The sequence below is a fragment of the Bacillus sp. GS3m_15504 genome (assembly GCF_055825275.1).
In genome coordinates this window covers 70605-92313 of the sequence record NZ_JBVVNL010000004.1, presented here as the reverse complement: position 1 = coordinate 92313, position 21709 = coordinate 70605, and the positions used below count along the sequence as shown (strand labels likewise).

Genomic DNA, 21709 nt, shown 5'->3' with positions numbered 1-21709 from the left:
AAGTTAAACATGAAGGATTGGCATAAAAGTGTAGTTTATCAAATTTATCCGAAGAGCTTTAATAGCTATTACAATAAAGAAACCGGTGATATAAAAGGGGTTACAGAAAAACTAGATTATTTAAAAGAACTCGGAGTAGATTATATTTGGTTAACACCGATATACCAATCACCACAAAATGATAATGGATACGATGTAAGTGATTACTATAGTATTGATCCATCTTACGGAACGATGGAAGAGTTTGAAGAGCTTTTAGAAGAAGCGAAAGCGCGTAACATTGAAATTATGCTCGATATCGTTGTAAATCATAGCTCGACGGAGCATAAGTGGTTTAAAGAAGCGAAAAAAGATAAAAATAGTCCATATCGCAATTACTATATTTGGCGTGATGAAAAAAACAATTGGCAATCTAAGTTTGGCGGGTCTGCTTGGAAATATGATGAGAAGACAAAGCAATATTTTTTACATCTATTTGATGAGACGCAAGCGGATTTAAATTGGGAAAATGAAAAGCTTCGTGAAGAAGTATATGATATGATGCGCTTTTGGCTAGATAAAGGGGTAACTGGATTCCGATTAGATGTTATTAATTTAATTTCAAAAGATCAACAGTTCTTAAGTGATGACGGAAGTACGGCGACAAGCGATGGCCGTAAATATTATACAGATGGCCCGCGTGTTCATGAATATTTACAAGAGATGAACCGAAATGTTTTTGAAGGGAAAGATGTCCTTACAGTTGGAGAAATGTCATCTACGACAATTGATAATTGTATTAAATATTCAAACCCTGATCGTAATGAACTAAGCATGACGTTTAGCTTTCATCATTTAAAAGTAGATTATCCGAATGGTGATAAGTGGACGAAGGCTGATTTTGATTTCATTAAATTAAAAGAGATTATGTCTAATTGGCAAATTGAAATGCAAAAGGGCGGAGGATGGAATGCGTTATTCTGGTGTAATCATGACCAGCCGCGTATTGTGTCACGCTTCGGTAATGATGAGAAGTATAGAAATGAGTCTGCAAAAATGTTAGCGACAGCTATGCATATGTTGCAAGGAACGCCTTATATTTATCAAGGCGAAGAAATCGGTATGACGAATCCTAATTTTGAGTCTATTGAACAATATCGTGATGTGGAATCGTTAAATATATATGATATAAAGCTGGAAGAAGGATTATCAAAAGAAGAGATTATCGGGATTTTAAAACAAAAATCTCGTGACAACTCCCGTACACCGATGCAGTGGAATGAAGATGTGAATAGTGGGTTTACAACAAGTACACCTTGGATTTCGGTGGCTGAAAACTTTAAAGAAATAAACGTAGAGAAGGCATTAGAAGATAAGGAATCTGTATTTTATTATTATAAAAAGTTAATTGAACTTCGAAAAACGTATGATGTAATTACAGAAGGAGAATATGCTATTTTGGATGAAAATGATCCTGAAATTTGGGCATATACTCGTACTACAGAAAGTGAAGTGCTACTTGTTATAAATAACTTCTATGGAGAAGAAATAACGTATTCTGTACCAGCTCATGTTCAATTAGATGGAATGAAACAAGAAGTACTACTGTCGAATTATAAAGATTCCAGCAAGGATATTGCAAAACTTAACTTAAGACCATACGAATCAATTGTATATCGATATACGAAATAAAAGGTTGTATGCCTGCGTGGCATACAACCTTTTATTTTAAGACACCACTATACAAAATATTTACGTCTACTTCTGGTTTAAACTTTACTTTTGCATAATCTTTATTCCACTTTTTTTTCTTCCATAAATCAGGGTGATACGCGATAAGGTGTCTACCAATCCCAAAAGCATCACAATTTGCTTTTTGTAGTTTATTTGTTATTTTTTTCGCTTCTTTTGTAAGTTGCTTCGATAATTCTTTATTTAGCTTTTTTCTTTCATCCATTTTATAAAGGTTATCTCTTGGAGCTTCAAGCGCTATAACTTTTAACTGAAGCTTAATATGAGCATAAACATTTCCTTTTTTATCTGTTGTTATTTTTAAATCTCGTTTTAATTTCCGATTGCTCACTTCCATTGTTAAATAGTCAGATGTCTTCTCGGATTCATCGCTAGTAAGTTTTTGAGTTATACGGGCACTTGTTCCCATTTTTCCGGTTAATAACACGAATAAAACAGATTGTTTCAAAGGTAAATGTCCAGTTAATTTATCATTGTTAAATAAAGCTAATCCGTTTGTAATTACTTCCTTTCCTTTTATTTTTATAGAAGGAAGGGTAAAGTCCTTACCGGGATCTAACATTTTTGTAGCAGCTGTCTCTAAAGTTTCTTTTGGAAATACACTCATATCTTCTAAACTTTTCACTTTTTTCTTTAGAAAATCTCCAATTAGTAAATTTCCTACTTTCTTTTTTTCTAGTATCTCGGATGTTTCACCATCTACTGCAATAAGTTTTACTAAAGCAGTTGGGTTTGTTGGGTCCCGAAAGCTGACATCTAAATAAGGTAGTACACCTTTTTTTAGAATTTTGGTTCCTAGTAATTGAACACCATATTTGAAATAACGAATATTTCCCGTTACATTTTTTTTCAGTGCATCGCTCGTATCTCTTATGTTATGCCCGGTTGCAGAATGTATTTCATTCTCGAATGAAGCTTGTTCTCCGCTTGAACTTTTTACGAGCTCAATTGTTTGCTGGAGTTTATTCTCTTCCGTAATATCAGATCCAATACTATAAGCTAACCTTGCTTCCCTTAATGGTTCTTGATCCCAGCAGCCAGAAAGGAATGCACTAGTACATAATATAAAAAGTAGTTTAACTCTTTTTTTGAACATACTGTTCTCCTTTCTTATTTCTTATTACTGAATAAAGTAGAAATAAAAGAGGGAGGACAACGATGAAAATATAGGTGAACTTATCAGTGAAAGTTGCAATTACTTTTAATTCTTCAGGTGTATCGATAAATAAAGCTACACTAAAGGCAATAATACCAACGATTGGGACAGCTTTTTTATGATTAGCAAGATTGAATATATGTCCAATTCCTATAGAAGCAGCGCAGTAATAACTAGCGATAGAAGCTACAACTGTTATCATCCAAATTGGTATGAATAGTAAATCAGTTCGGTCTATAATCCCGATATGCAAGGAGCGTAATAAGTAAGCGACTGGTTCTGGAATAAGCTCAATTTGTTTTGGACTAAATACGATAAAGCAAATCCAAACAGTAAAAGTATAAAAAAGGGTTACAAATCCGTTAGCGATAGAAATTGCTTTTAGTTTGGCTACAGAACTCCCGTTTACTTTTGGGAAAGCGATAAGAATAATTTCAAAACCATACATAGCTGTAATTGTTTCTTTTGATGCTTGAATAATATTCCACCATCCGGCTTCTGTAATTGGAAAAATATAAGAAAAATCAGCTCGTGAAAACCCTAGCGCAATTAAAAGAGCCATGGGCAAAATGAGAATAGAAGCCATGACATAAAATCGTACGATGACTTTAAATGTATTATAGGCTATATAGCAGCAAGCTATCGTAAATAGTAAGAGAATTGCGTACCAAGGGGTCGCTTGCAAAACCCATACTTTAATGACATTACAAGCGTTTAACATAACCGTCATACCGATAAGAGTAAAATAAAAAACATAAGCAAAGCCTAATAGTTTTCCAAACTTATTACCAAATAGCATACAAACACTTTCATACATATCTGCATCAGGAAATCGTTTTAAGAAAAGCCACATAAGTAAAATAATAAGCTGAATTGCAAGCCCAGCGATGAGAGCGGAAATCCATCCACCACCTTTTGCTATCGGATGAAGACGGTTTGGTAGAGAAAGTATACCGACCCCAATTTGGCATTGAATAACGAAAAAGGTAAATTGAACAAGTGAAATTTTACTTTGCGTGTTTGTCACCGTCCTCCTCCTCTCTCGTTACATGTTGTCGTTGCATTTTTTTCGGTTTTGGATCATGTGGCCGTTCCCAAAATGACCAAATTGGTAGTCTTACAAAAGAATCTTTCATATCTTTAATCCGCATTGGGGCAACAGGAGAAAGATATGGTGTATGAAATGAATGTAGCTGACATAAATGAACGAAAGTTATAATGAGACCGAACGATATTCCTACATATCCGAATAGGGCAGCAAGGAGCATTAATGGAAAACGAAGAATTCGAACAGCTGAACTCATATCGTTTGATGGAACGAGAAAAGATGAGATTGCAGTTAAAGCTACAACGATAATCATTGTGTAAGAAACGAGTCCGGCTTTTACAATCGCATCACCAATTACTAAACCGCCTACAATACCGATTGTTTGTCCAACTCGGCTCGGCAAGCGAATACCAGCTTCCCGCAATAACTCGAAAATTAGCTCCATTAAGAGGGCTTCGAAAATAGGAGGAAGAGGTACTTTCTCTAATGAAGCTTTAATTGTATACACAAGTTCAAGTGGCAATACATCAGGATGAAAGGCTACGGTTGCGATATATATAGCTGGTAAGAGAAAAGCAATCAAGAAACTCACTAAGCGAATCATTCGGACGAAAGAACCGACAATCCAGCGGTTATTGTAATCATCTGGTGATTGATAGAAAGCAAATAACGTAACAGGAACGATAAGAGCTGTTGGATCTCCATCAGAAAAAATAGCAACTCGTCCTTCCATTAAATTTGCTGCGACTCTATCTGGGCGCTCTGTATTTAATTGCTGCGGAAATGGTGAGAAAGACGTATCCTCTATAAATTCTTGTATATATCCTGGAGGCATAAGTGCATCTGTCTTAATCGTTTCTAATCTTCTTTTTACTTCTGTAACTAAATCGTCATTCGCTATGTTTTGCATATAAGCAATTGCCACTTTCGTGTGCATCTCTTCACCAAGTGTGAAATATTTAACGACGATATTTGGGCTTTTTATGAGCTTACGAATCGAAGCTAAATTAGTTGCTAAATCTTCTACAAATCCAGTATGTGGACCGCGTACAATCCCTTCATTATCAGGCTCTGCTATATCTCTCTTTAAAGATAAAGCTGTTTCAAAAATACAAAAACTATCGACGTGTTCATGAAAATATAATGATTTTCCTTGTAATAAAAGTTGCACACCGTAATTTAAATTTGTTTCTTTTTTCATATTTAATGTGGCAAAAGCTTTATCTAGAGACAAATCCGACCGAGTTAATAAAGGCTCAAGAGCTAATTGGTGAATCAAATTTGGGTCTGCTAAAGATTCGATATATAAGATTGTTCCTTTTCCATTTTGGAAAGGAAGATCTAATTTTTTTATATCGTCTGAATGACAGAGCTTATTTTCGATATAATTAATGTTTTCCGGAAGTGATGGAAACATATGCTTTTGGCCCGTACTCTCTTGTTGTTCTTTTTGCTCTGTCATAATTTCCACCTCTTTTAGATAAAGTTACTTCTGTTAATTTTTGCTTTTTGTGAGAAATTTATGCTTGGATTATTTTTGACAAAGTAGCTTGAAAGTTACGTTACGTCATCTTTTATACTTTAGAAAATAGGATATAGGGGATGATATAAATGACTTTGAGGCATATGTGGGGATGGAAAGAAGTTTTATATTTATTTATGTTTGTATTTGTTATTGTTCCAGTAACTGTCGAATCCCTTTTTTATAAATATATTTTAGAAGTAATAGGTAACTCACTATATGCTGGAGTATTAATGGGCTTTATAATGGCAGTGATATTTACTACTGTAGTTTATCTTTTTTGTATCAAAAGATATAAACTCTCGTGGAAAGATATTGGAATTCGGAAGCTTTCATGGAAAGATCTTTTATGGACAGTTGGAGCGGTTATTTTCTTAATTGTAGCTAGTATTGCTGTATTAGTGATAATGGAGAAAATGGGTATTTCCTTTGAAAATAGTAAAACGGAGACGGTCCAAAATGATAAATCAATCTATTCATTCTGTATCGCCGTAATTGGAGCAGCAATTATATCACCAATGTATGAAGAGATTTTATATCGAGGTGTTTTTTATACATTTTTTCGTAATAGATATGGCATATGGAGCGGTATGTTTATTAGTTCCATAATATTTACCGTTGTCCATATCCCTACATATAACACATTACCGGTGAATTTTTTGAGTGGAGTAGTATTTGCATGGTTATATGAGAAAACAAATTCTATTTTATCAGCTATGATTGTCCACGCATTATTCAATTTCATAGCAGTACTTTTAACATTTATGTCGAATTAAGAAGATATATAGGAGGGATACATATGGAAATAGCTGTAGAACGTGTTTTTACGAAAGAGATTGTAAAAAGAGCAGCGAGTTTGTTTCATGTAACAGTGGACGAAAAGCCGCTTGGAGATTTTGAGAATTATATTTTTAAGGCGAAGGGTGATAATGATGAAGATTACGTATTACGTTTAACACATTCTTCTCATCGCTCTAAACAAGAGGTAGAGGCTGAACTAGATTTTTTACGATATGTTGCGGAGAATGGGGCAAAGGTAGCGGGACCTCTTTATTCAGCGTCTCAAAATCTTGTAGAAGAAATTGGAGCAGAGGATGGGACTTCCTTTTTCGCTTCTTTATTTACATATGCAAAAGGGGAGCAAGTAAAAGGTGAAGAATCACCCTATTGGGGAGATGCTTACTTTGAAGCATGGGGAAAAGCGATTGGTCAACTGCATCGTCTAACAATGAACTATCCTAAAACGAATCATCGTGATACGTGGGAAGAAGATGAGAGTGGGATTGTTAATGAATTAGAAGATGATCAAGTAAAAAAGATTGCTACTGTATTAATGGATGAGATAAAGGCTCTTCCAATTGAAAAAGAAACGTTCGGCCTTATGCACGGTGATATTCATCCAGGTAATTTTCATTATGATGGAAAAGAGCTAACGATCTTTGATTTTGATGATGCGGCCTATAATTACTTTATACACGATTTAGCGATGGTGCTCTATTACTCTGTTCTATTTACACCGTGGACAGCGGAAGAGAAGACAGACTTTGCTCGTAAACAGCTACAAGTGTTACGGAAAGGCTATGAGTATGAGCACAGACTGGCGGATAGTTGGTATGAATCATTACCACTATTTTTACGTTTGCGTGACATAGGTCTATACGGCACACTCCAAAAGAAGTTTAAGGGGAAAGATATGCCAGATAACTTCCAAAAATTATCTGAAGAGTTATATGAAAGAATTATAAGCGAAGAACCAATTGTGAATATATAATACATTTTGTTCAAAACAAAGTATACAAAATAAATGTATACTTTGTTTTTTTATACAAAAATATGTTTGTTTTATTAAAATAATATTGTCATAGATTCGGTATACATTTATAATTTTTATATATTCTGAATATTCTTGATAAAAAGGAGGGGGAATATTGGAAGCTTTCGTAAATTGGTTAAACAATATTGTTTGGAGTCCAGCACTTGTTTATTTATGTTTAGGAGTAGGTTTATATTTTTCTATTCGAACGAGGTTTTTACAAGTAAGGCATGTAGGAGAAATGGTGAAGCTGACATTTAAAGGAGAAAAATCAGAGGCTGGTGTTTCTTCATTCCAAGCGTTAGCACTTTCGTTATCAGGGCGCGTTGGGACAGGGAATATCGCTGGGGTAGCTACAGCGGTTGCCTTCGGTGGACCAGGGGCTGTATTTTGGATGTGGGCAGTAGCCTTTTTAGGAGCAGGATCAGCTTATGTAGAATCAACACTCGCGCAAATATATAAGACGAAACATCAAGGACAGTTTCGCGGTGGACCTGCTTATTACATTGAAAAAGGTTTAGGAGTTAAATGGTATGCATTAGTATTCGTTGCAGCGACAATTCTTGCAACGGGGCTTTTACTACCAGGTGTGCAAGCAAATAGTATTGCGGTAAGTTTAGAAACAGCTTTTGGAATTAACACTTCATTATCAGGCGCTTTATTAGTAGTCGTATTAGCTCTTATCATTTTCGGTGGAGTAAAGCGAATTGTTAACGTAGCGCAAGTTGTCGTACCGTTTATGGCTGTTGGGTATATTTTAGTAGCTTGTGTTATTGTCGTTATGAATATTGAAAAATTGCCAGAAGCATTTATGTTAATTATAAGAAGTGCGTTTGCATTAGAAGCAGCATTTGGTGGTATTATCGGTTTAGCAATTTCTTGGGGAGTAAAACGTGGTATTTATTCTAATGAAGCAGGGCAAGGAACTGGACCACATGCAGCAGCAGCTGCTGAAGTATCACATCCAGCTAAGCAAGGCTTAGTGCAAGCATTTTCCGTTTACATTGATACATTATTTGTTTGTTCAGCAACAGCATTTATGATGATTATTACAGGCATGTATAACGTATTTGATGCAAGCGGAAAAAACTTTATCGTAAATAAATTAAATGGTGCACAGCCAGGACCGGGATATACACAGGCAGCAGTAGAATCTGTTTTTCCTGGATTTGGAAACGGTTTCGTTGCAATCTCGTTACTATTCTTTGCATTTACAACAATTATGGCGTATTACTACATTGCAGAAACGAATATCGCGTACTTAAACCGTGATAAAGACCGTCCTTGGTTGTCTATGGTACTAAAATTTGTCTTTTTAGGTGCTGTATTCTACGGCTGTATAAAAACAGCAGCAACGGCTTGGGCTTTAGGTGATATCGGTGTAGGAATTATGGCATGGGTAAATATCATTGCGATTTTATTGTTACAAAAACCTGCATTAGTTGCATTAAAGGATTATGAAAAGCAGAAGAAGGAAGGAAAAGATCCAGTATTCGATCCAGGGCCATTAGGCATTAAAAATGCTGATTTCTGGGAGCATGAATACGGAAAAGATAAGAAAGAAGAAGTATCTTAATGGAATAGAAATGAAAAAGCAAAGGGGAAATCCCTTTGCTTTTTTTATGGACAAAATGAGGCTGTAAGTTATTTTTTTGCCTATTTTTGAATATAAAAAGAATGTACATGCTTTGTTAGGGGAAGGGGGGAGTATGTTGATAGAGTTTCGTAACGTAAATAAATATTATGGCAATTTTCAAGTATTAAAAGATATTAATGTGCAAGTGAAAAAAGGTGAAGTGGTAGTAGTTGTTGGGCCTTCAGGATCAGGAAAAAGCACGTTGCTTCGTTGTATAAATCAGCTAGAGACAATTACAGATGGAGAGTTAATTGTACAAAATACGGAGGTACACAATGCAAAAACAGATATGAATGAATTACGCCGAAATATTGGGATGGTCTTTCAGCATTTTTATTTATATCCACATAAAACGGTTCTTCAAAATATTACACTAGCACCTATTAAAGTAAATAAAATTTCAAAAGAGGAAGCAGAAAAAACAGCGATGTTTTATTTAGAGAAAGTAGGAATTCCAGAGAAGGCTAACGTATATCCACATCAATTATCCGGAGGACAACAGCAACGGGTGGCAATTGCTAGAGGACTTGCGATGCAGCCAGAAATTATGCTATTTGATGAGCCTACGTCTGCTCTGGATCCAGAGATGATCGGGGAAGTACTTGATGTTATGAAAACGCTAGCTAAAGAAGGGATGACGATGGTCGTTGTCACGCATGAAATGGGATTTGCGCGAGAAGTAGCCGATCGGATTTTATTTATGGATGATGGCAAAATCATTGAGGATACAACACCGGCGCAATTTTTTGCAAGTCCCGAACAAGAAAGAGCACGTTTATTTTTAAGTCGAGTGTTAAATCATTAAAGGAGGAATTTTATGCTTAAAATGAAAAAGTTGTTTACGTTAATCGTATTTTCATGTTTATTCGTACTTGTCGTTGCTGGGTGCGGAAGTAAAAAAGATGAGGCGAAAGAAACGAATACGAAGCAAGGCGGGGCTGTTGAGCAAATTAAGAAGCGCGGGAAATTAGTAGTTGGGGTGAAGAATGATACGAACTTATTTGGATTGAAAAACCCTTCAACAGGGCAGGTAGAAGGATTTGATGTTGATGTTGCAAAGGCGCTTGCGAAAAAAATTCTTGGAGATGAAAAGAAACTAGAATTAAAAGAAGTAACGTCTAAAACGCGTATTCCACTATTGAAAAACGGCGATATTGATGCAATTATCGCAACGATGACAATTACAGAAGAACGTAAAAAAGAGGTCGATTTTTCAGATGTATATTTTAAAGCAGGACAATCGTTACTTGTGAAAAAAGGGAGCGATATTAAAAGTATTGATGATGTGAAAAAGGGCGTGAAAGTGTTAGCTGTCAAAGGTTCAACATCTACAAATAATATTCGTCAAAAGTCACCAGAAGCGACTGTATTAGAATTTGAAAATTACAGTGAGGCATTTACGGCGTTAAAAGCAGGAAAAGGTGATGTGTTAACGACAGATAATGCAATTCTTTACGGCATGGCAAAACAAGATTCCAATTATGAAGTTGTCGGGAAAATTTTTACGGATGAACCGTACGGAATTGCAGTGCAAAAAGGTGCAGATGATTTAACGAAAGAGATTAATAGCTTGATAAAAGATATGAAGGCGAATGGGGAATACGATAAACTGTATGAAAAATGGATTGGACAAAAACCAGAAAAGTAGATAGTAAAAGTGAGAGGATGAGAGTACTCATCCTCTTCTTGTAAAGAAAGAGGGGAGAATATGTGCCTGATTTTTCTATATTAACGAATAACATTGATATGTATTTAGAAGGCTTTAAATATACAGTGATGTCTAGTGTAATCGCATTAATAGGCAGTTTTATTTTAGGTGTAGTATTGGCGATAATGCGTATTGCACCCATTCGTATTTTAAATTGGTTGGGTACTGCTCTTGTAGAGTTCGTAAGAAATATTCCACTCGTATTAATTGCATTTATATTCTATTTCGCTTTACCTGTTGTAGGAATTACTTTAAATGGTTTTGTAGCAGGAACAGTTACGCTTACCGTATATACTGCAGCGTTTATTGCGGAAGTCATTCGCGCTGGTATTTTATCAGTCGCGAAAGGCCAAATGGAGGCAGCACGTTCTTCAGGATTGACTTATACGCAAGCGATGTACCATGTCGTTTTACCCCAAGCGATGAAAATTGTAATCCCTCCTCTAGGAAACCAATTTCTCAACTTAGTAAAAAACTCTTCCATACTCGGAATTATTGCTGGTGCTGATTTAATGTATCAAGGAGATTTAATTTCAACGAAGACGTTTGTTACGTTCGATGTTTATATATTTGTCGGGATGTTTTATTTAATATTAACAATTCCGCTCAGTATGCTAGTGCGTTATTTAGAAAAACGCTTAGCAAAGGAGGCGGTGTAAATGGATTTTAAGGGAGCTCTAACGGGTGATCATATTCTCTTTTTATTAAAAGGATTACTCATCACATTAGAGGTAGCACTCGTAGCGATTGTACTTAGCTTTATTATTGGTAGTGTAATAGGGATATTGCGCTACATGAAAATACCTGTCGTCTCACAAGTATTGGGGATTATCGTTGAAGTCATTCGAAACTTACCACTACTTTTAATTATATTTTTCACATATTTTGCACTTCCAGAAGCAGGATTGAAATTAGAAATTATAACAGCTGTAATTGTTGCGTTAACAATATTTGAAGCAGCAATGATATCTGAAATTGTTCGAAGTGGCCTATTATCTATTGAGAAAGGACAGATTGAGGCTGCAAGATCTTCAGGGTTAACGTATGTGCAAGCGCTTTGGCACATTATTTTACCGCAAGCATTAAGAAGAATGGTTCCGCCGCTTGTTAGTCAGTTTATTTCATTGCTAAAAGATACATCATTAGCAGTCGCTATATCACTACCGGAGCTTATGCATAATGCTCAAATTATTAGCGGACAAAATGTAAATTATATGATTCCAACGTTTATAGTAGTAGCTTGTATGTACTTTATTGTAAACTATAGTTTATCAATTTTATCCAGAAGGTTAGAACTTCATTAACTCTTACAATATATGTAAGGGTTTTTCCTTGTTTATCCTTATTTTCCTCTAATTAGAATCTAAACTTCACGATAATTCGATTTTTTATATTATTTTATCAGAAAAGTTTTAATTTTATATAGAAAATGTAATCGCTTTCGTGTATATTTTTATTATCAGAAAATTTTAACAAGATATAGGGGTATTGGTAGGGGGAGGATTTAGATGCAGCAACCAACGAATGAGAAATTACATCGTACGATGAAGAGTAGACATTTATTTATGATCGCACTAGGTGGTGTAATCGGGACGGGCTTTTTCTTGGGTTCTGGTTACACCATTAATCAGGCTGGACCAGGGGGAGCCATCCTTTCATATTTAGTGGGCGGATTTATTATGTATTTAACAATGCTATGCCTTGGAGAGTTAACGGTAGCAATGCCAGTTTCAGGATCTTTCCAAAAGTATGCGACGAAGTTTATTGGACCAGGAACGGGCTTTATGATCGGCTGGCTATATTGGCTTGGTTGGGCAGTAACAGTAGGACTAGAATTAACGTCAATCGGTTTAATGATGAAGAGATGGTTTCCGAATGTTGATGTTTGGGTATGGTGTCTCGTCTTCGGCGTTATTTTATATGCGTCAAACGCAATTTCAGCGAAAAGTTATGCTGAATTAGAATTTTGGTTCTCTAGTATTAAAGTAATTACAATTCTTGCATTTGTTGTTCTTGGTGGTAGTGCATTATTAGGGTTTATATCATATGACGGAAAAGAAGCAGCACCTCTTTTCTCTAACTTTGTAAGCGAAGGCGGGTTATTCCCGAATGGACTAGCTGCCGTATTACTTACAATGATTACAGTTAACTTCTCGTTCCAAGGGACAGAGTTAATCGGGATTGCAGCGGGAGAAAGTGAAAATCCAGAAAAAACAATTCCGCGTGCCATCCGTAATACAGTATGGCGCATTATGTTATTCTTCATTTTAACAATGACGATTTTAGTAGGATTAATTTCTTGGAAAGAAGCAGGCGTAATTGAAAGTCCATTTGTAGTTGTATTTGATAAAATTGGTATTCCATACGCAGCTGATATAATGAACTTCGTTATTATTACAGCGTTACTATCTGTAGCGAATTCAGGATTATATGCGGCAACTCGTATACTATGGTCACTTGCAAATGAAGGAATGGCACCAACATCTTTCCAAAAAGTAAATAAGCGTGGGATTCCAATTACCGCATTAGTTGTAACGATTGCTGTAGCTGGCCTTTCTTTATTCACAAGTTTCCTTGCAGAAGATACAGTATACATGTACTTATTATCTATAGCTGGTTTATCAGCTGTTTCAAGTTGGATCATTATTGCTCTATCGCAACTTCGATTTAGAAGTCAGTATATAAAAGGTGGAGGAAAGTTAGAGGACTTAAAATATAGAACACCGCTATATCCAATTGTTCCTATTTTAGCTTTAATTACAAATAGTATCGTTGTTATTAGTTTAGCGTTTATTCCAGAACAAAGAATGGCGTTATATTGTGGTATTCCATTTATCATTTTCTGCTACATATATTATTATATAAATAAGAAACGGCAGAAACCGATGAAAGTGGAGATGGAAAAAGCAAATGAAACTAACAATCAAACACGATGATATTGAGGCAGATTTATCGTATGGTCCATTAGCGATTGGAAAAGAAAACGGGTATTCACCGTTACAATTACTCGTTTCTTCTATCGCAGGATGCAGTGCAATTGTCTTTCAAACCATTTTAGAAAAGAAACGTATTCCATACGATACGTTTACAATTGAAACGGAAATTGGTAGAAGTGAAGCACTATCAAAACCAGTTGAAAGTGTTCATTTGCACTATAAAATTAAAGCACAAAACATTACAGAGGAGCAGTTGGACAAGGCGTTGCAGCTTGCAGTGAAAAATTGCACAATTGTTCAGTCTGTAAAGGATAGTATAAAAGTTACGGAAACGATTGAATTAATAAAGTAAAACATAAAAACGTGAGAATACGGCTCTCACGTTTTTATATTTGTAATAAAGGGGGGATATGATGGATTGTTTAGGTTGTAAATTAGCAAACGAAGAGGAAAAAATATATAAAATATATGAAGATGACTATGTAACATGCTTTTTAGATCATGCACCTTTCTATCCAGGACATACTTTAATTGTGCCAAAACAACATGTTGTAGAAGTAGATGAATTAGATGATATTGTAGCAAAATCCATTATGGATGCTTCTAAGCTTATTACAAAAGCGATTAAGTTATTATATAAACCTGACGGGGTTACAGTTTGTCAAAATGGTGGAATATTTAACGAGCTAACACATTATCATATGCATGTCGTACCAAGGTATAAAGAACGATCATTTGCTGAGTTTTATATGGTACAACCTGGAGAGAAGCAGAATCATAACTTGAAAGAGACACAGAATTTGTTAAAAGAAGCGATAGAGCAAATGCTGCTTACTGAAAAGGCGTAGCAGTCAGGAAAATTCTAATATTAAAAAGCCCAATTTCTCAGTTAAAATAGAGAAATTGGGCTTTATTTATTTTATTATTAAATTTTATTTATAAATAGATTTTGTGGTGTCACAAAGTATATGGCTCATTCGTTATATAGAGTGAGAGGAGGAATCATATGAAAGTTACAAACAATGATTATGAAAAGATGGAAGAGCTATACGAGTTGTATGAACAAAAAGTTTATTATGTAGCGTATTCTATTTTAAATAATATTCAGCAGGCAGAAGATGCGGTTCAAGAGACGTTTATTACTCTTTATAAGAACTTGGAAAAGCTCCATAGCTTGGCTACTCAAGAGCTTAAACGCTATATTTTGAGGGTCGCGAAAAATAAGGCGATTGATAGTTACCGGAAAAATAAACGACATGAAACATTTTTAGAAGAATATGAAAGAGAATCAATAGAAGCAGTAGATGAAAATGTTGAAGAGTGGGAAAAACGTGTAATGTCCGAGGTTCAAATTGATGCATTGTTAAAAGAGTTAAATGAGTCTAATAGACAGGTGTTTAAGTACAAAGTCTTCTATAACTTAACGTATCAAGAAATTTCAAGTGTCATGGGGATAACGGAGGCTAATGTCCGCAAGCAATTTGAACGCGCTCGAAAACGAGTCCAAAATATGATAGGAGGTATACAACATGACGAATTCAAAGAACTCCAAAGAAATATATGAACTTGCTGAAAAAATTGCTTTAGATGATTTTGATAAACTCGAAGAAAAACATGAATTTTCACATACATATACGCGCAAAAAGAAATTGTTTATGGAAGAAATGAAGCTGAAGGGCGAGCGACCACAGAAAAGGAGTAAAAGACATCGTATGTTAATCGCTGCTGCCTGTTTATTAATTGGTATGCCAACAACTGTTTTTGGTGCAGTGAAAGTCTATAATATGATTGTTCAAAAACAAAATTACGAAGTAAATGTTTCCTTAACAAATAAGGATTCGAAAAAGAGTGATCAGTGGTATAAGCTGAAAATAGGTAAATTGCCAGAAAATATGGAAGCAATTGATGATAGTGCTATGAAATATTCATTTAAAGATAACTATGCAATGGGGGGATTTTCATTCGCTCTTTGGAGAGTAGGGGGGAATTCAGATTTTTCAACTCTGTACTCGAAAAGTTATGAAGAAAAAGAGATAAATGGTAAGAAGGCAGTAATTGTCCATAAAGACAATGGAAATAAAGATTTAATGTTTGATAGAGTGATTTTTCTCTATTTTGAGGAAGAGGGAATTATGTTACAAAGTTATATTGGAAACGATATAAACGAAGAACAAATGATGGATGTGTTAGGGAATATTTCACTTGAGCCTACGTCAAAAGAAAAGGCATCATATATAACGGATTATGATAAAAAGTATTTTAGTGAAGCAGAGGAACCTAAAGAAACTAAAGTGATTCCTTTGAAAAAAGATAGTAAACGTCTATTTCATATAGGGCAAAAGGTTCCAGTAACGATATCTATGGATAACAGCAAAATTGAATATGTGATAGAAAAAGTTGAAGTCTTTGATTCAATTAAAGATTTTAAACAAGAGAACTTTTATGAAATGGGCTTAGGGATACTAAGCGAGAATCAAGCTTTGGATCAAGCTGGACAATTGAAACCATATAGAAGGGATAAATATAAGCTAGGAAATGGTAAAGATTCAATTGATCAATTAGTAGAGTCAAAATTAGTTCATCCTAAATTTGTTTATCTAACAACAACAGTGAAAAATATTGGGAAAAAGTCGACAGAAGAAATCTATATGACTCCATCCATACAAGTGCTTAAAAGTAAGGGGAATGTATGGAACTACGCTGAAAAAGATGGAATTGCCGAGAAAAATATTATGACGGGTGAAGTGGATTATTTAGAACCGCATGGAGACGGAAAGAGCTTTTATAATATTGGCAGTATCCGACCAGGAGAAACGGTAAATGTTAAATTAGGCTATTTTGTAGATGAGGATAAACTAGATTCAATCTTCCTTGATGCTTTCCGTTATAGTGGTTTTAGTGGAACTGAAAATATGAATGCGAAAAATCGTTGGTGGTTTGATATTCGTCAATAGTAACAAAGAGAATAAAAAGCTGCTTATATTTAGCAGCTTTTTTCGTCTTCATACATATGTAAGATTTCTTTCGCACGTATACGTAAACCATCTATCAATTCTTTCGGTTCTAAAACTCGTGCATCTTTCCCAAGTCTATAAAATAAAGGTGTAATAAAGTTAATCTCACCTTTATCAATTGTTGAATGTATATATCCTGTCCCGTCCGCGTTTGTTATAACGAATTCTTCAAGGTAAGGCACGCTTTTACATTGGCGCACACCTTCTGTCGTTAATAAGACATGTAACTGCGTAGGAATGTGTACGACGTTAGAGCTAGAGTCAAACCATTCTTCTAAATTCATGAACGTACTTTCATTTTCTTCTGCTGATAATATAGAAAGAATACGATCAACGCGATACAGTAATACTTTTTTTCTACTGAAGTCATAGGACGGTAAGTACCATAGTCCGTCGTGAGCATATACACCGATAGGGTGAACATGCTTTGTTTTTATCCCCGATTTAGATTCGTATTGAAAGTGTAAATTTTTATTTTCAATAGCCGCAGTTAGTACTTCGTTTAAAAGAGGTGTATTAACCGTTCTCTTCGGATTCCAAAAAGCGATATAGGAACGTATTTTATCAACTTTCGTTTTCGCATCATGTTGTAGAGAGCTATACAGTTTATGTGTAACGGAATTGATTTCTGTGTTAAAAGGTAAGTCTCTGTAGTAACTTAAAGATTGAAATGCAAAAAAGATGGAGACTGCTTCTTCTTCCGTAAATAAAATAGGGGGAATGACTCTATTCGTTAATACTTTATAGCCTCCGTTACGACCTTGTTCAGCATAGATGGGTAATCCCATATCACTTAAATCTACTATGTATCTATGGACAGTACGAACGGAAATATTAAATTCATCAGCTATTTCTTGCGCTGTAAATGTCTTTTTGGCGGAAGCAAATATAAGAATATCTAATAAGCGTTTAGCTTTTGACAAATGTATCACCTTTTTTCTTTTTAACATGACATAAATTGTCGTGTTTTATTGTTAGTATATTGTTTACATCATATGTTATCAATATGAGATGAAAGGAGGAAAAGATATGTCACGTGAAATTGTTTTATTTATTGCGGCGAGTTTAGATGGATATATTGCTAAAGAAGATGATGATTTAGAGTGGTTAATGGAAACAGAAGGAGAGGGAGATAACGGTTATACAGAAATGTATGAAACGATTGATACAATAATTATGGGAAAAAGAACGTACGATTATGTAGTAGAGCATATGGACACATTCCCGTATGTAGATAAAAAATGTTATGTTTTCTCTAACTCAGAAAAAGGTTCAAACGAACATGTGGAGTTTGTAAATGAAGGTGTAGTGGAGCTTACGGAAAAATTGAAAGGGCAGGAAGGATCTAAAATATGGATGGTCGGTGGAGGGAGTTTACTAAGAGAGTTCTTTAAGAATAATCTAATTGATGAATATGTTGTTACGATTACACCACATATATTAGGTTCTGGAGTGCCGTTATTTCAAGACAAGAACCCAGAAATCCATTTAACTTTAACGGATACGAAACGTTTTGGGCAATTTGTAAACTTATATTATAAAGTAAAATGATAAAGAAACACGACTACCATCAATAGTCGTGTTTCTTTATAGATGGCAATGAAATTGTAAAACAAGACCCGTGATCAACTTCGCTCGTTACAGTAATATTTCCGCCGTGTAGTTCTACAATTTCTTTCACGATAGATAGCCCTAAACCAGTCCCACCGGTAGCTCGTGATCTAGCTTTATCAACTCGATAAAAGCGTTCGAAAATGTGAGGGAGGTCTTCAGGAGGAATACCTTCGCCTTCATCTTCCATTGTAATGGAGATACGTTTATTTTCTTCTATAACAGAAATATGAATTTGAGAATGTTCTTTTGAATGTCTATAAGCGTTATTTAAAATGTTCACTACAACTTGTTCAAATCGTTGTTCATCTAAGTTTACTAGCAGTGTAGGAGGACAAGAGAAAGAAACTGTAATGTATCTTTCTTTATACATGGCGTTTACTTTTTCAGATATGCGAGTAAGGAAAGTGTGTAAATGTACTTCCTTTACTTGAATAGAAAAGTTATGTTGTTCCATTTGTGCAAGTGAAAATAAATCTTGAACTAAGTTTGTAATGTAATCAGACTCATCTTTTATAATAGATAAATACCGTAAACGTTGTTCGGGAGATGTGGTTTCTTTTAAAGCAATGTCAGCGTAGCCTCTTACGTATGTTAAAGGTGTTCGTAATTCATGAGCAACACTTGCTAGAAATTCACTTCGCTCTGTTTTCATATAATGTAAATCATTAGCAAGCGTTTGAATTGATGAGGATAGTTCACCAATTTCATCATTTCGAGTAGTTGTTAACGAAACGGATAAATCGCCTTTACTCATTTTTTCAGTGGCATGTTTCATGTGTAACAATGGTTTTGTTAATAACCGAGATAAAAGAAAAATGGTAATGACTGTGAGTAGAAACGTGATGGCACCAGCAATAATGAATTGTTTCGTTAATCCATTTACCAACTTTTCAATGGATTCTGTCCCAAGAAACATATACACATACCCCTCATGTTTTCCAGCTACTATGATGGGACTGACCGTACATATATAATTAGATGTTTTCCAGTGATTCTCTATAATCGCTCCGTCATGATTTGTGCGTGTTTGCATGCTACTAATGTGATTTTTTATAGTTGTGTTTATTTTGTTAGATTTAGCTAGTACTTCTTTATTTGTATTTGTAATAACGACAGTAGTTTCAGCTTCAGATTCCATTAGTGCAACGTGAGAGATTGTTTGCTCATCATAATATTTTTCAAGTACATCACGATGGCTGTTTCCACGTTTTAATAAAGCAGTCATTTCTTCATTTACTCTAGTGTTTACGAGACTATAATAGAGCAAAACAAATAGAACACTTTCAATTAAAAGTGTGACAATTAAAAAATAAAATCCGAATTGAATAGAGATGCGTTTCATCACTTTGCTCCTTAATGTTCGATATCAATCCATCGATAACCAACTCCGTACACAGTTTTTAAATGATTATCAATAGGGAAATTTACTTTTCGTAATTTATCACGCAAATTACGAATATGTGAATCGACTGTTCTATCTTCTGTATTTGTATTTAATCCCCAAATTCGTTCAATAAGCTGATCGCGGCTCAATACGTAGTTCACATGACGTAAAAATAATCCGAGTAAAGAGAATTCAATTGGTGTAAGAAGAAGCTCTTCATTATGAACAGAAGCGGAGTGCTTTGCTTCATCCCATAAAATGCCGTGATATTGGATTTGCGCGTGTTGATTCGTTCGCCTTAAAACAGCTTCAATTCTTGCGAAAAGCTCTTCTTCATGGAAAGGTTTCGTTACGTAATCATCCGCTCCGAGTTTTAATCCTTGGACGACATCGATGGTTTGATCACGAGCGGTAACCATAATAATAGGAACGTTACTAAATGAACGGATTTTTTTGCACGTTTCCCATCCATCCATCTTTGGCATCATAATATCGAGTAAAATAAATTTAAAGTTTTGATTTTCTATATGTGAAATCGCTTCTTCTCCGGATCGTGCACATATGCAGTTATATCCAATTGGAGTAAGATAAAGCGTTAATAATTCAAGCATTCTCGGTTCATCGTCTACGAGCAGTATATCAATCATAGAGAGCCCTCCATATATAATCTTTACTTAAATTGTAATGCAAAATCATGAAGAAATGGTGCAGATTGTAATGTGTCTGCATAATTTCTTCAGAATTACTTGTTATTGTTTAGTTGAACTTCTACTTTAGGTAATGATATTGGCTCAATAAAGACTAATACGGAGGCGATATAATGAAAAAAGCAACCCGCATTTTGGGTGTAACGATAATTACAGCAGTTGGTCTTGCCGCATGTGGACAAACGAATAATATGGATCATACAAAACATGAACCTAAAAAAGAGAAAGAAACAGAGCAGAAGGAAATGAAAATGAATCAGGAAGTAACTGCGCCGAAAGAAATGAATCAAGGTGCATCGAATGATTTATTAACGACAAGCTTAAAAAATGTAACGAGATTAAATACAAATAATCCTCTGCAAATGGCAGTATTAACTTCACAAACGATATGGCCAGCAACGCATAAAGAGAATCAGCCAGGCGCTATTATTTTAGTACCAGTAAACGAGTGGCAATTAGGTATTGCAAGTGCAGACCTTATTCATCATCCGAATAACGGACCGATTCTATTTATAGAAAAAGAAAAGGTACCTGAAATGACGTTAAAAGAAATAAAACGATTAAATCCGCTCGGAACGAAAGATGGAACGCAAATTATGGTGATGGGGGATGTCGATGCATCTATCCTTGAGCAATTAAAAGAGTATAAAGTAAAGCAAATAAAAGAAACGGATCCAGCTACATTTGCAAAAGATGTGGATAAAGAATATGCCGATATAACAGGAAGTTACCCAAATAGCGTTATTGTCGGTTCGTTTGAAGAAGAAGGACGTTTATATACAACACCAGCTGTAAACTGGATTTCTCATATGCCAGAACCGCTTTTATATACAGAGAAAGATAAGGTGCCAGAAGCGACGATAGAGGCATTAAAGATGAGAAAAGATAAAGCGAATATATATGTATTAGGACCAGAAAAAGTTGTTTCAAAAGAAGTGGAAAAAGAGTTAAGCAAATATGGAAAAGTAACGCGTATTAGTGGAGAGACTCCGGTAGAGAATTCTATTGCATTTGCGAAATTTAAAGATGAAAAAACAAAATTTGGATGGGGGTTCACGAAACCGGGACATGGTGTATCATTTGTTTCAAACAAAACACCAGACTTAGCAGTTGCAGGAGCACCATTTTCACATATGGGTAAACATGCACCTGTTATCTTATTAGAGGAAGGAAAAGCTTCACAACCAGTGTATGATTTCCTTGCTACTATTCAACCGAAGTTTAAAGATGACCCAACACTTGGACCGTATAATCACGGCTTCCTATTAGGAAGTACGAGTGATATTTCATTTGAAACACAAGGAGTATTAGATGAGAGATTAGAGATTGTGCAAGAAAGCGGTCAAGGTCACGGTGGACATTAATGAAATGAGAAAAGATGCTACTAAGGTAGTGTCTTTTTCTTTAGGAAACTTTTACATAGCACAAAATCCTCTACTC

21 protein-coding genes are annotated in these 21709 nt (G+C 35.1%); 15 read left to right on the top strand and 6 right to left on the bottom strand.

The window, feature by feature from the left end:
• Nucleotides 1–9 precede the first annotated feature (9 nt).
• Nucleotides 10–1671 (top strand): alpha,alpha-phosphotrehalase, encoded by a 1662-nt coding sequence (gene treC / locus AC0L0O_RS24540; protein ID WP_000656125.1) that lies wholly within the window; start codon nucleotides 10–12, stop codon nucleotides 1669–1671.
• 31 nt (nucleotides 1672–1702) lie between these two features.
• Here the strand turns inward: treC and gerKC are convergent, their stop codons facing one another.
• Genes gerKC through gerKA form a run of 3 tightly spaced genes read right to left on the bottom strand, consistent with a single transcriptional unit; the run spans nucleotide 1703 to nucleotide 5397 of the window.
• A complete protein-coding gene (gerKC, locus tag AC0L0O_RS24535; RefSeq protein ID WP_000474029.1) occupies nucleotides 1703–2827 on the bottom strand; it encodes a spore germination protein GerKC in 1125 nt (374 codons plus the stop codon).
• Nucleotides 2808–3914, bottom strand: a complete 1107-nt coding sequence (locus tag AC0L0O_RS24530; protein ID WP_000185786.1) for a GerAB/ArcD/ProY family transporter — start codon at nucleotides 3912–3914, stop codon at nucleotides 2808–2810. The genes gerKC and AC0L0O_RS24530 overlap by 20 nt, the downstream gene beginning before the upstream one ends.
• Complete coding sequence (gerKA, locus tag AC0L0O_RS24525) at nucleotides 3895–5397, bottom strand: spore germination protein GerKA (RefSeq protein WP_000139256.1); 1503 nt, start codon at nucleotides 5395–5397, stop codon at nucleotides 3895–3897. Before gerKA ends, AC0L0O_RS24530 begins: the two co-directional genes overlap by 20 nt.
• A gap of 149 nt (nucleotides 5398–5546) precedes the next feature.
• Here gerKA and AC0L0O_RS24520 point away from each other — a divergent pair, with 149 nt between their 5' ends.
• The 12 genes from AC0L0O_RS24520 to AC0L0O_RS24465 all read left to right on the top strand — a co-directional run bounded on the left by AC0L0O_RS24520 (nucleotide 5547) and on the right by AC0L0O_RS24465 (nucleotide 16504).
• Complete coding sequence (locus tag AC0L0O_RS24520; protein ID WP_000175235.1) at nucleotides 5547–6233, top strand: CPBP family intramembrane glutamic endopeptidase; 687 nt, start codon at nucleotides 5547–5549, stop codon at nucleotides 6231–6233.
• A 23-nt stretch (nucleotides 6234–6256) separates the two neighbouring features.
• Entirely contained in the window at nucleotides 6257–7228 is a 972-nt protein-coding gene (locus AC0L0O_RS24515) for a phosphotransferase enzyme family protein (protein WP_000401671.1), read from the top strand.
• A 157-nt stretch (nucleotides 7229–7385) separates the two neighbouring features.
• Nucleotides 7386–8846 (top strand): alanine/glycine:cation symporter family protein, encoded by a 1461-nt coding sequence (locus AC0L0O_RS24510; protein WP_000387165.1) that lies wholly within the window; start codon nucleotides 7386–7388, stop codon nucleotides 8844–8846.
• 136 nt (nucleotides 8847–8982) lie between these two features.
• Nucleotides 8983–9711 (top strand): amino acid ABC transporter ATP-binding protein, encoded by a 729-nt coding sequence (locus AC0L0O_RS24505; RefSeq protein ID WP_000569229.1) that lies wholly within the window; start codon nucleotides 8983–8985, stop codon nucleotides 9709–9711.
• Between the two features lie 12 nt (nucleotides 9712–9723).
• On the top strand, nucleotides 9724–10554 hold the full coding sequence (glnH, locus tag AC0L0O_RS24500) for a glutamine ABC transporter substrate-binding protein GlnH (RefSeq protein WP_000916480.1): 831 nt from the start codon (nucleotides 9724–9726) through the stop codon (nucleotides 10552–10554).
• A 62-nt stretch (nucleotides 10555–10616) separates the two neighbouring features.
• The gene (locus tag AC0L0O_RS24495) at nucleotides 10617–11273 is read left to right on the top strand and encodes an amino acid ABC transporter permease (RefSeq protein WP_001112693.1); all 657 of its coding nucleotides are present in this window, start codon (nucleotides 10617–10619) and stop codon (nucleotides 11271–11273) included.
• Nucleotides 11274–11918, top strand: coding sequence for an amino acid ABC transporter permease (locus AC0L0O_RS24490; RefSeq protein WP_000345993.1), 645 nt, complete (start codon nucleotides 11274–11276; stop codon nucleotides 11916–11918). It abuts the gene before it with no gap.
• A gap of 204 nt (nucleotides 11919–12122) precedes the next feature.
• Complete coding sequence (locus AC0L0O_RS24485; protein WP_001187102.1) at nucleotides 12123–13550, top strand: amino acid permease; 1428 nt, start codon at nucleotides 12123–12125, stop codon at nucleotides 13548–13550.
• Complete coding sequence (locus tag AC0L0O_RS24480; protein WP_000778822.1) at nucleotides 13525–13902, top strand: OsmC family protein; 378 nt, start codon at nucleotides 13525–13527, stop codon at nucleotides 13900–13902. The genes AC0L0O_RS24485 and AC0L0O_RS24480 overlap by 26 nt, the downstream gene beginning before the upstream one ends.
• A gap of 61 nt (nucleotides 13903–13963) precedes the next feature.
• A complete protein-coding gene (locus tag AC0L0O_RS24475) occupies nucleotides 13964–14398 on the top strand; it encodes an HIT family protein (RefSeq protein WP_000340505.1) in 435 nt (144 codons plus the stop codon).
• Nucleotides 14399–14556: 158 nt separating this feature from the next.
• Nucleotides 14557–15114, top strand: coding sequence for an RNA polymerase sigma factor (locus AC0L0O_RS24470; RefSeq protein WP_000869286.1), 558 nt, complete (start codon nucleotides 14557–14559; stop codon nucleotides 15112–15114).
• Nucleotides 15080–16504, top strand: a complete 1425-nt coding sequence (locus AC0L0O_RS24465) for a hypothetical protein (protein WP_000185088.1) — start codon at nucleotides 15080–15082, stop codon at nucleotides 16502–16504. Before AC0L0O_RS24470 ends, AC0L0O_RS24465 begins: the two co-directional genes overlap by 35 nt.
• Before the next feature lie 29 nt (nucleotides 16505–16533).
• Here AC0L0O_RS24465 and AC0L0O_RS24460 read toward each other — a convergent pair whose 3' ends face one another.
• A complete protein-coding gene (locus AC0L0O_RS24460; protein WP_000030275.1) occupies nucleotides 16534–17487 on the bottom strand; it encodes a helix-turn-helix transcriptional regulator in 954 nt (317 codons plus the stop codon).
• 106 nt (nucleotides 17488–17593) lie between these two features.
• Between AC0L0O_RS24460 and AC0L0O_RS24455 the strand changes: the two genes are divergently transcribed.
• Nucleotides 17594–18115, top strand: coding sequence for a dihydrofolate reductase family protein (locus tag AC0L0O_RS24455; RefSeq protein ID WP_473786169.1), 522 nt, complete (start codon nucleotides 17594–17596; stop codon nucleotides 18113–18115).
• 19 nt (nucleotides 18116–18134) lie between these two features.
• On the opposite strand, the gene AC0L0O_RS24450 is transcribed toward AC0L0O_RS24455, so the two are convergent.
• Entirely contained in the window at nucleotides 18135–19520 is a 1386-nt protein-coding gene (locus tag AC0L0O_RS24450) for a sensor histidine kinase (RefSeq protein WP_000822546.1), read from the bottom strand.
• Nucleotides 19521–19531: 11 nt separating this feature from the next.
• Complete coding sequence (locus AC0L0O_RS24445; RefSeq protein ID WP_000565454.1) at nucleotides 19532–20209, bottom strand: response regulator transcription factor; 678 nt, start codon at nucleotides 20207–20209, stop codon at nucleotides 19532–19534.
• 173 nt (nucleotides 20210–20382) lie between these two features.
• On the opposite strand from AC0L0O_RS24445, the gene AC0L0O_RS24440 reads away from it, so the two are divergent.
• Entirely contained in the window at nucleotides 20383–21633 is a 1251-nt protein-coding gene (locus AC0L0O_RS24440; protein ID WP_473786168.1) for a cell wall-binding repeat-containing protein, read from the top strand.
• The last annotated feature ends 76 nt before the right edge of the window (nucleotides 21634–21709 follow it).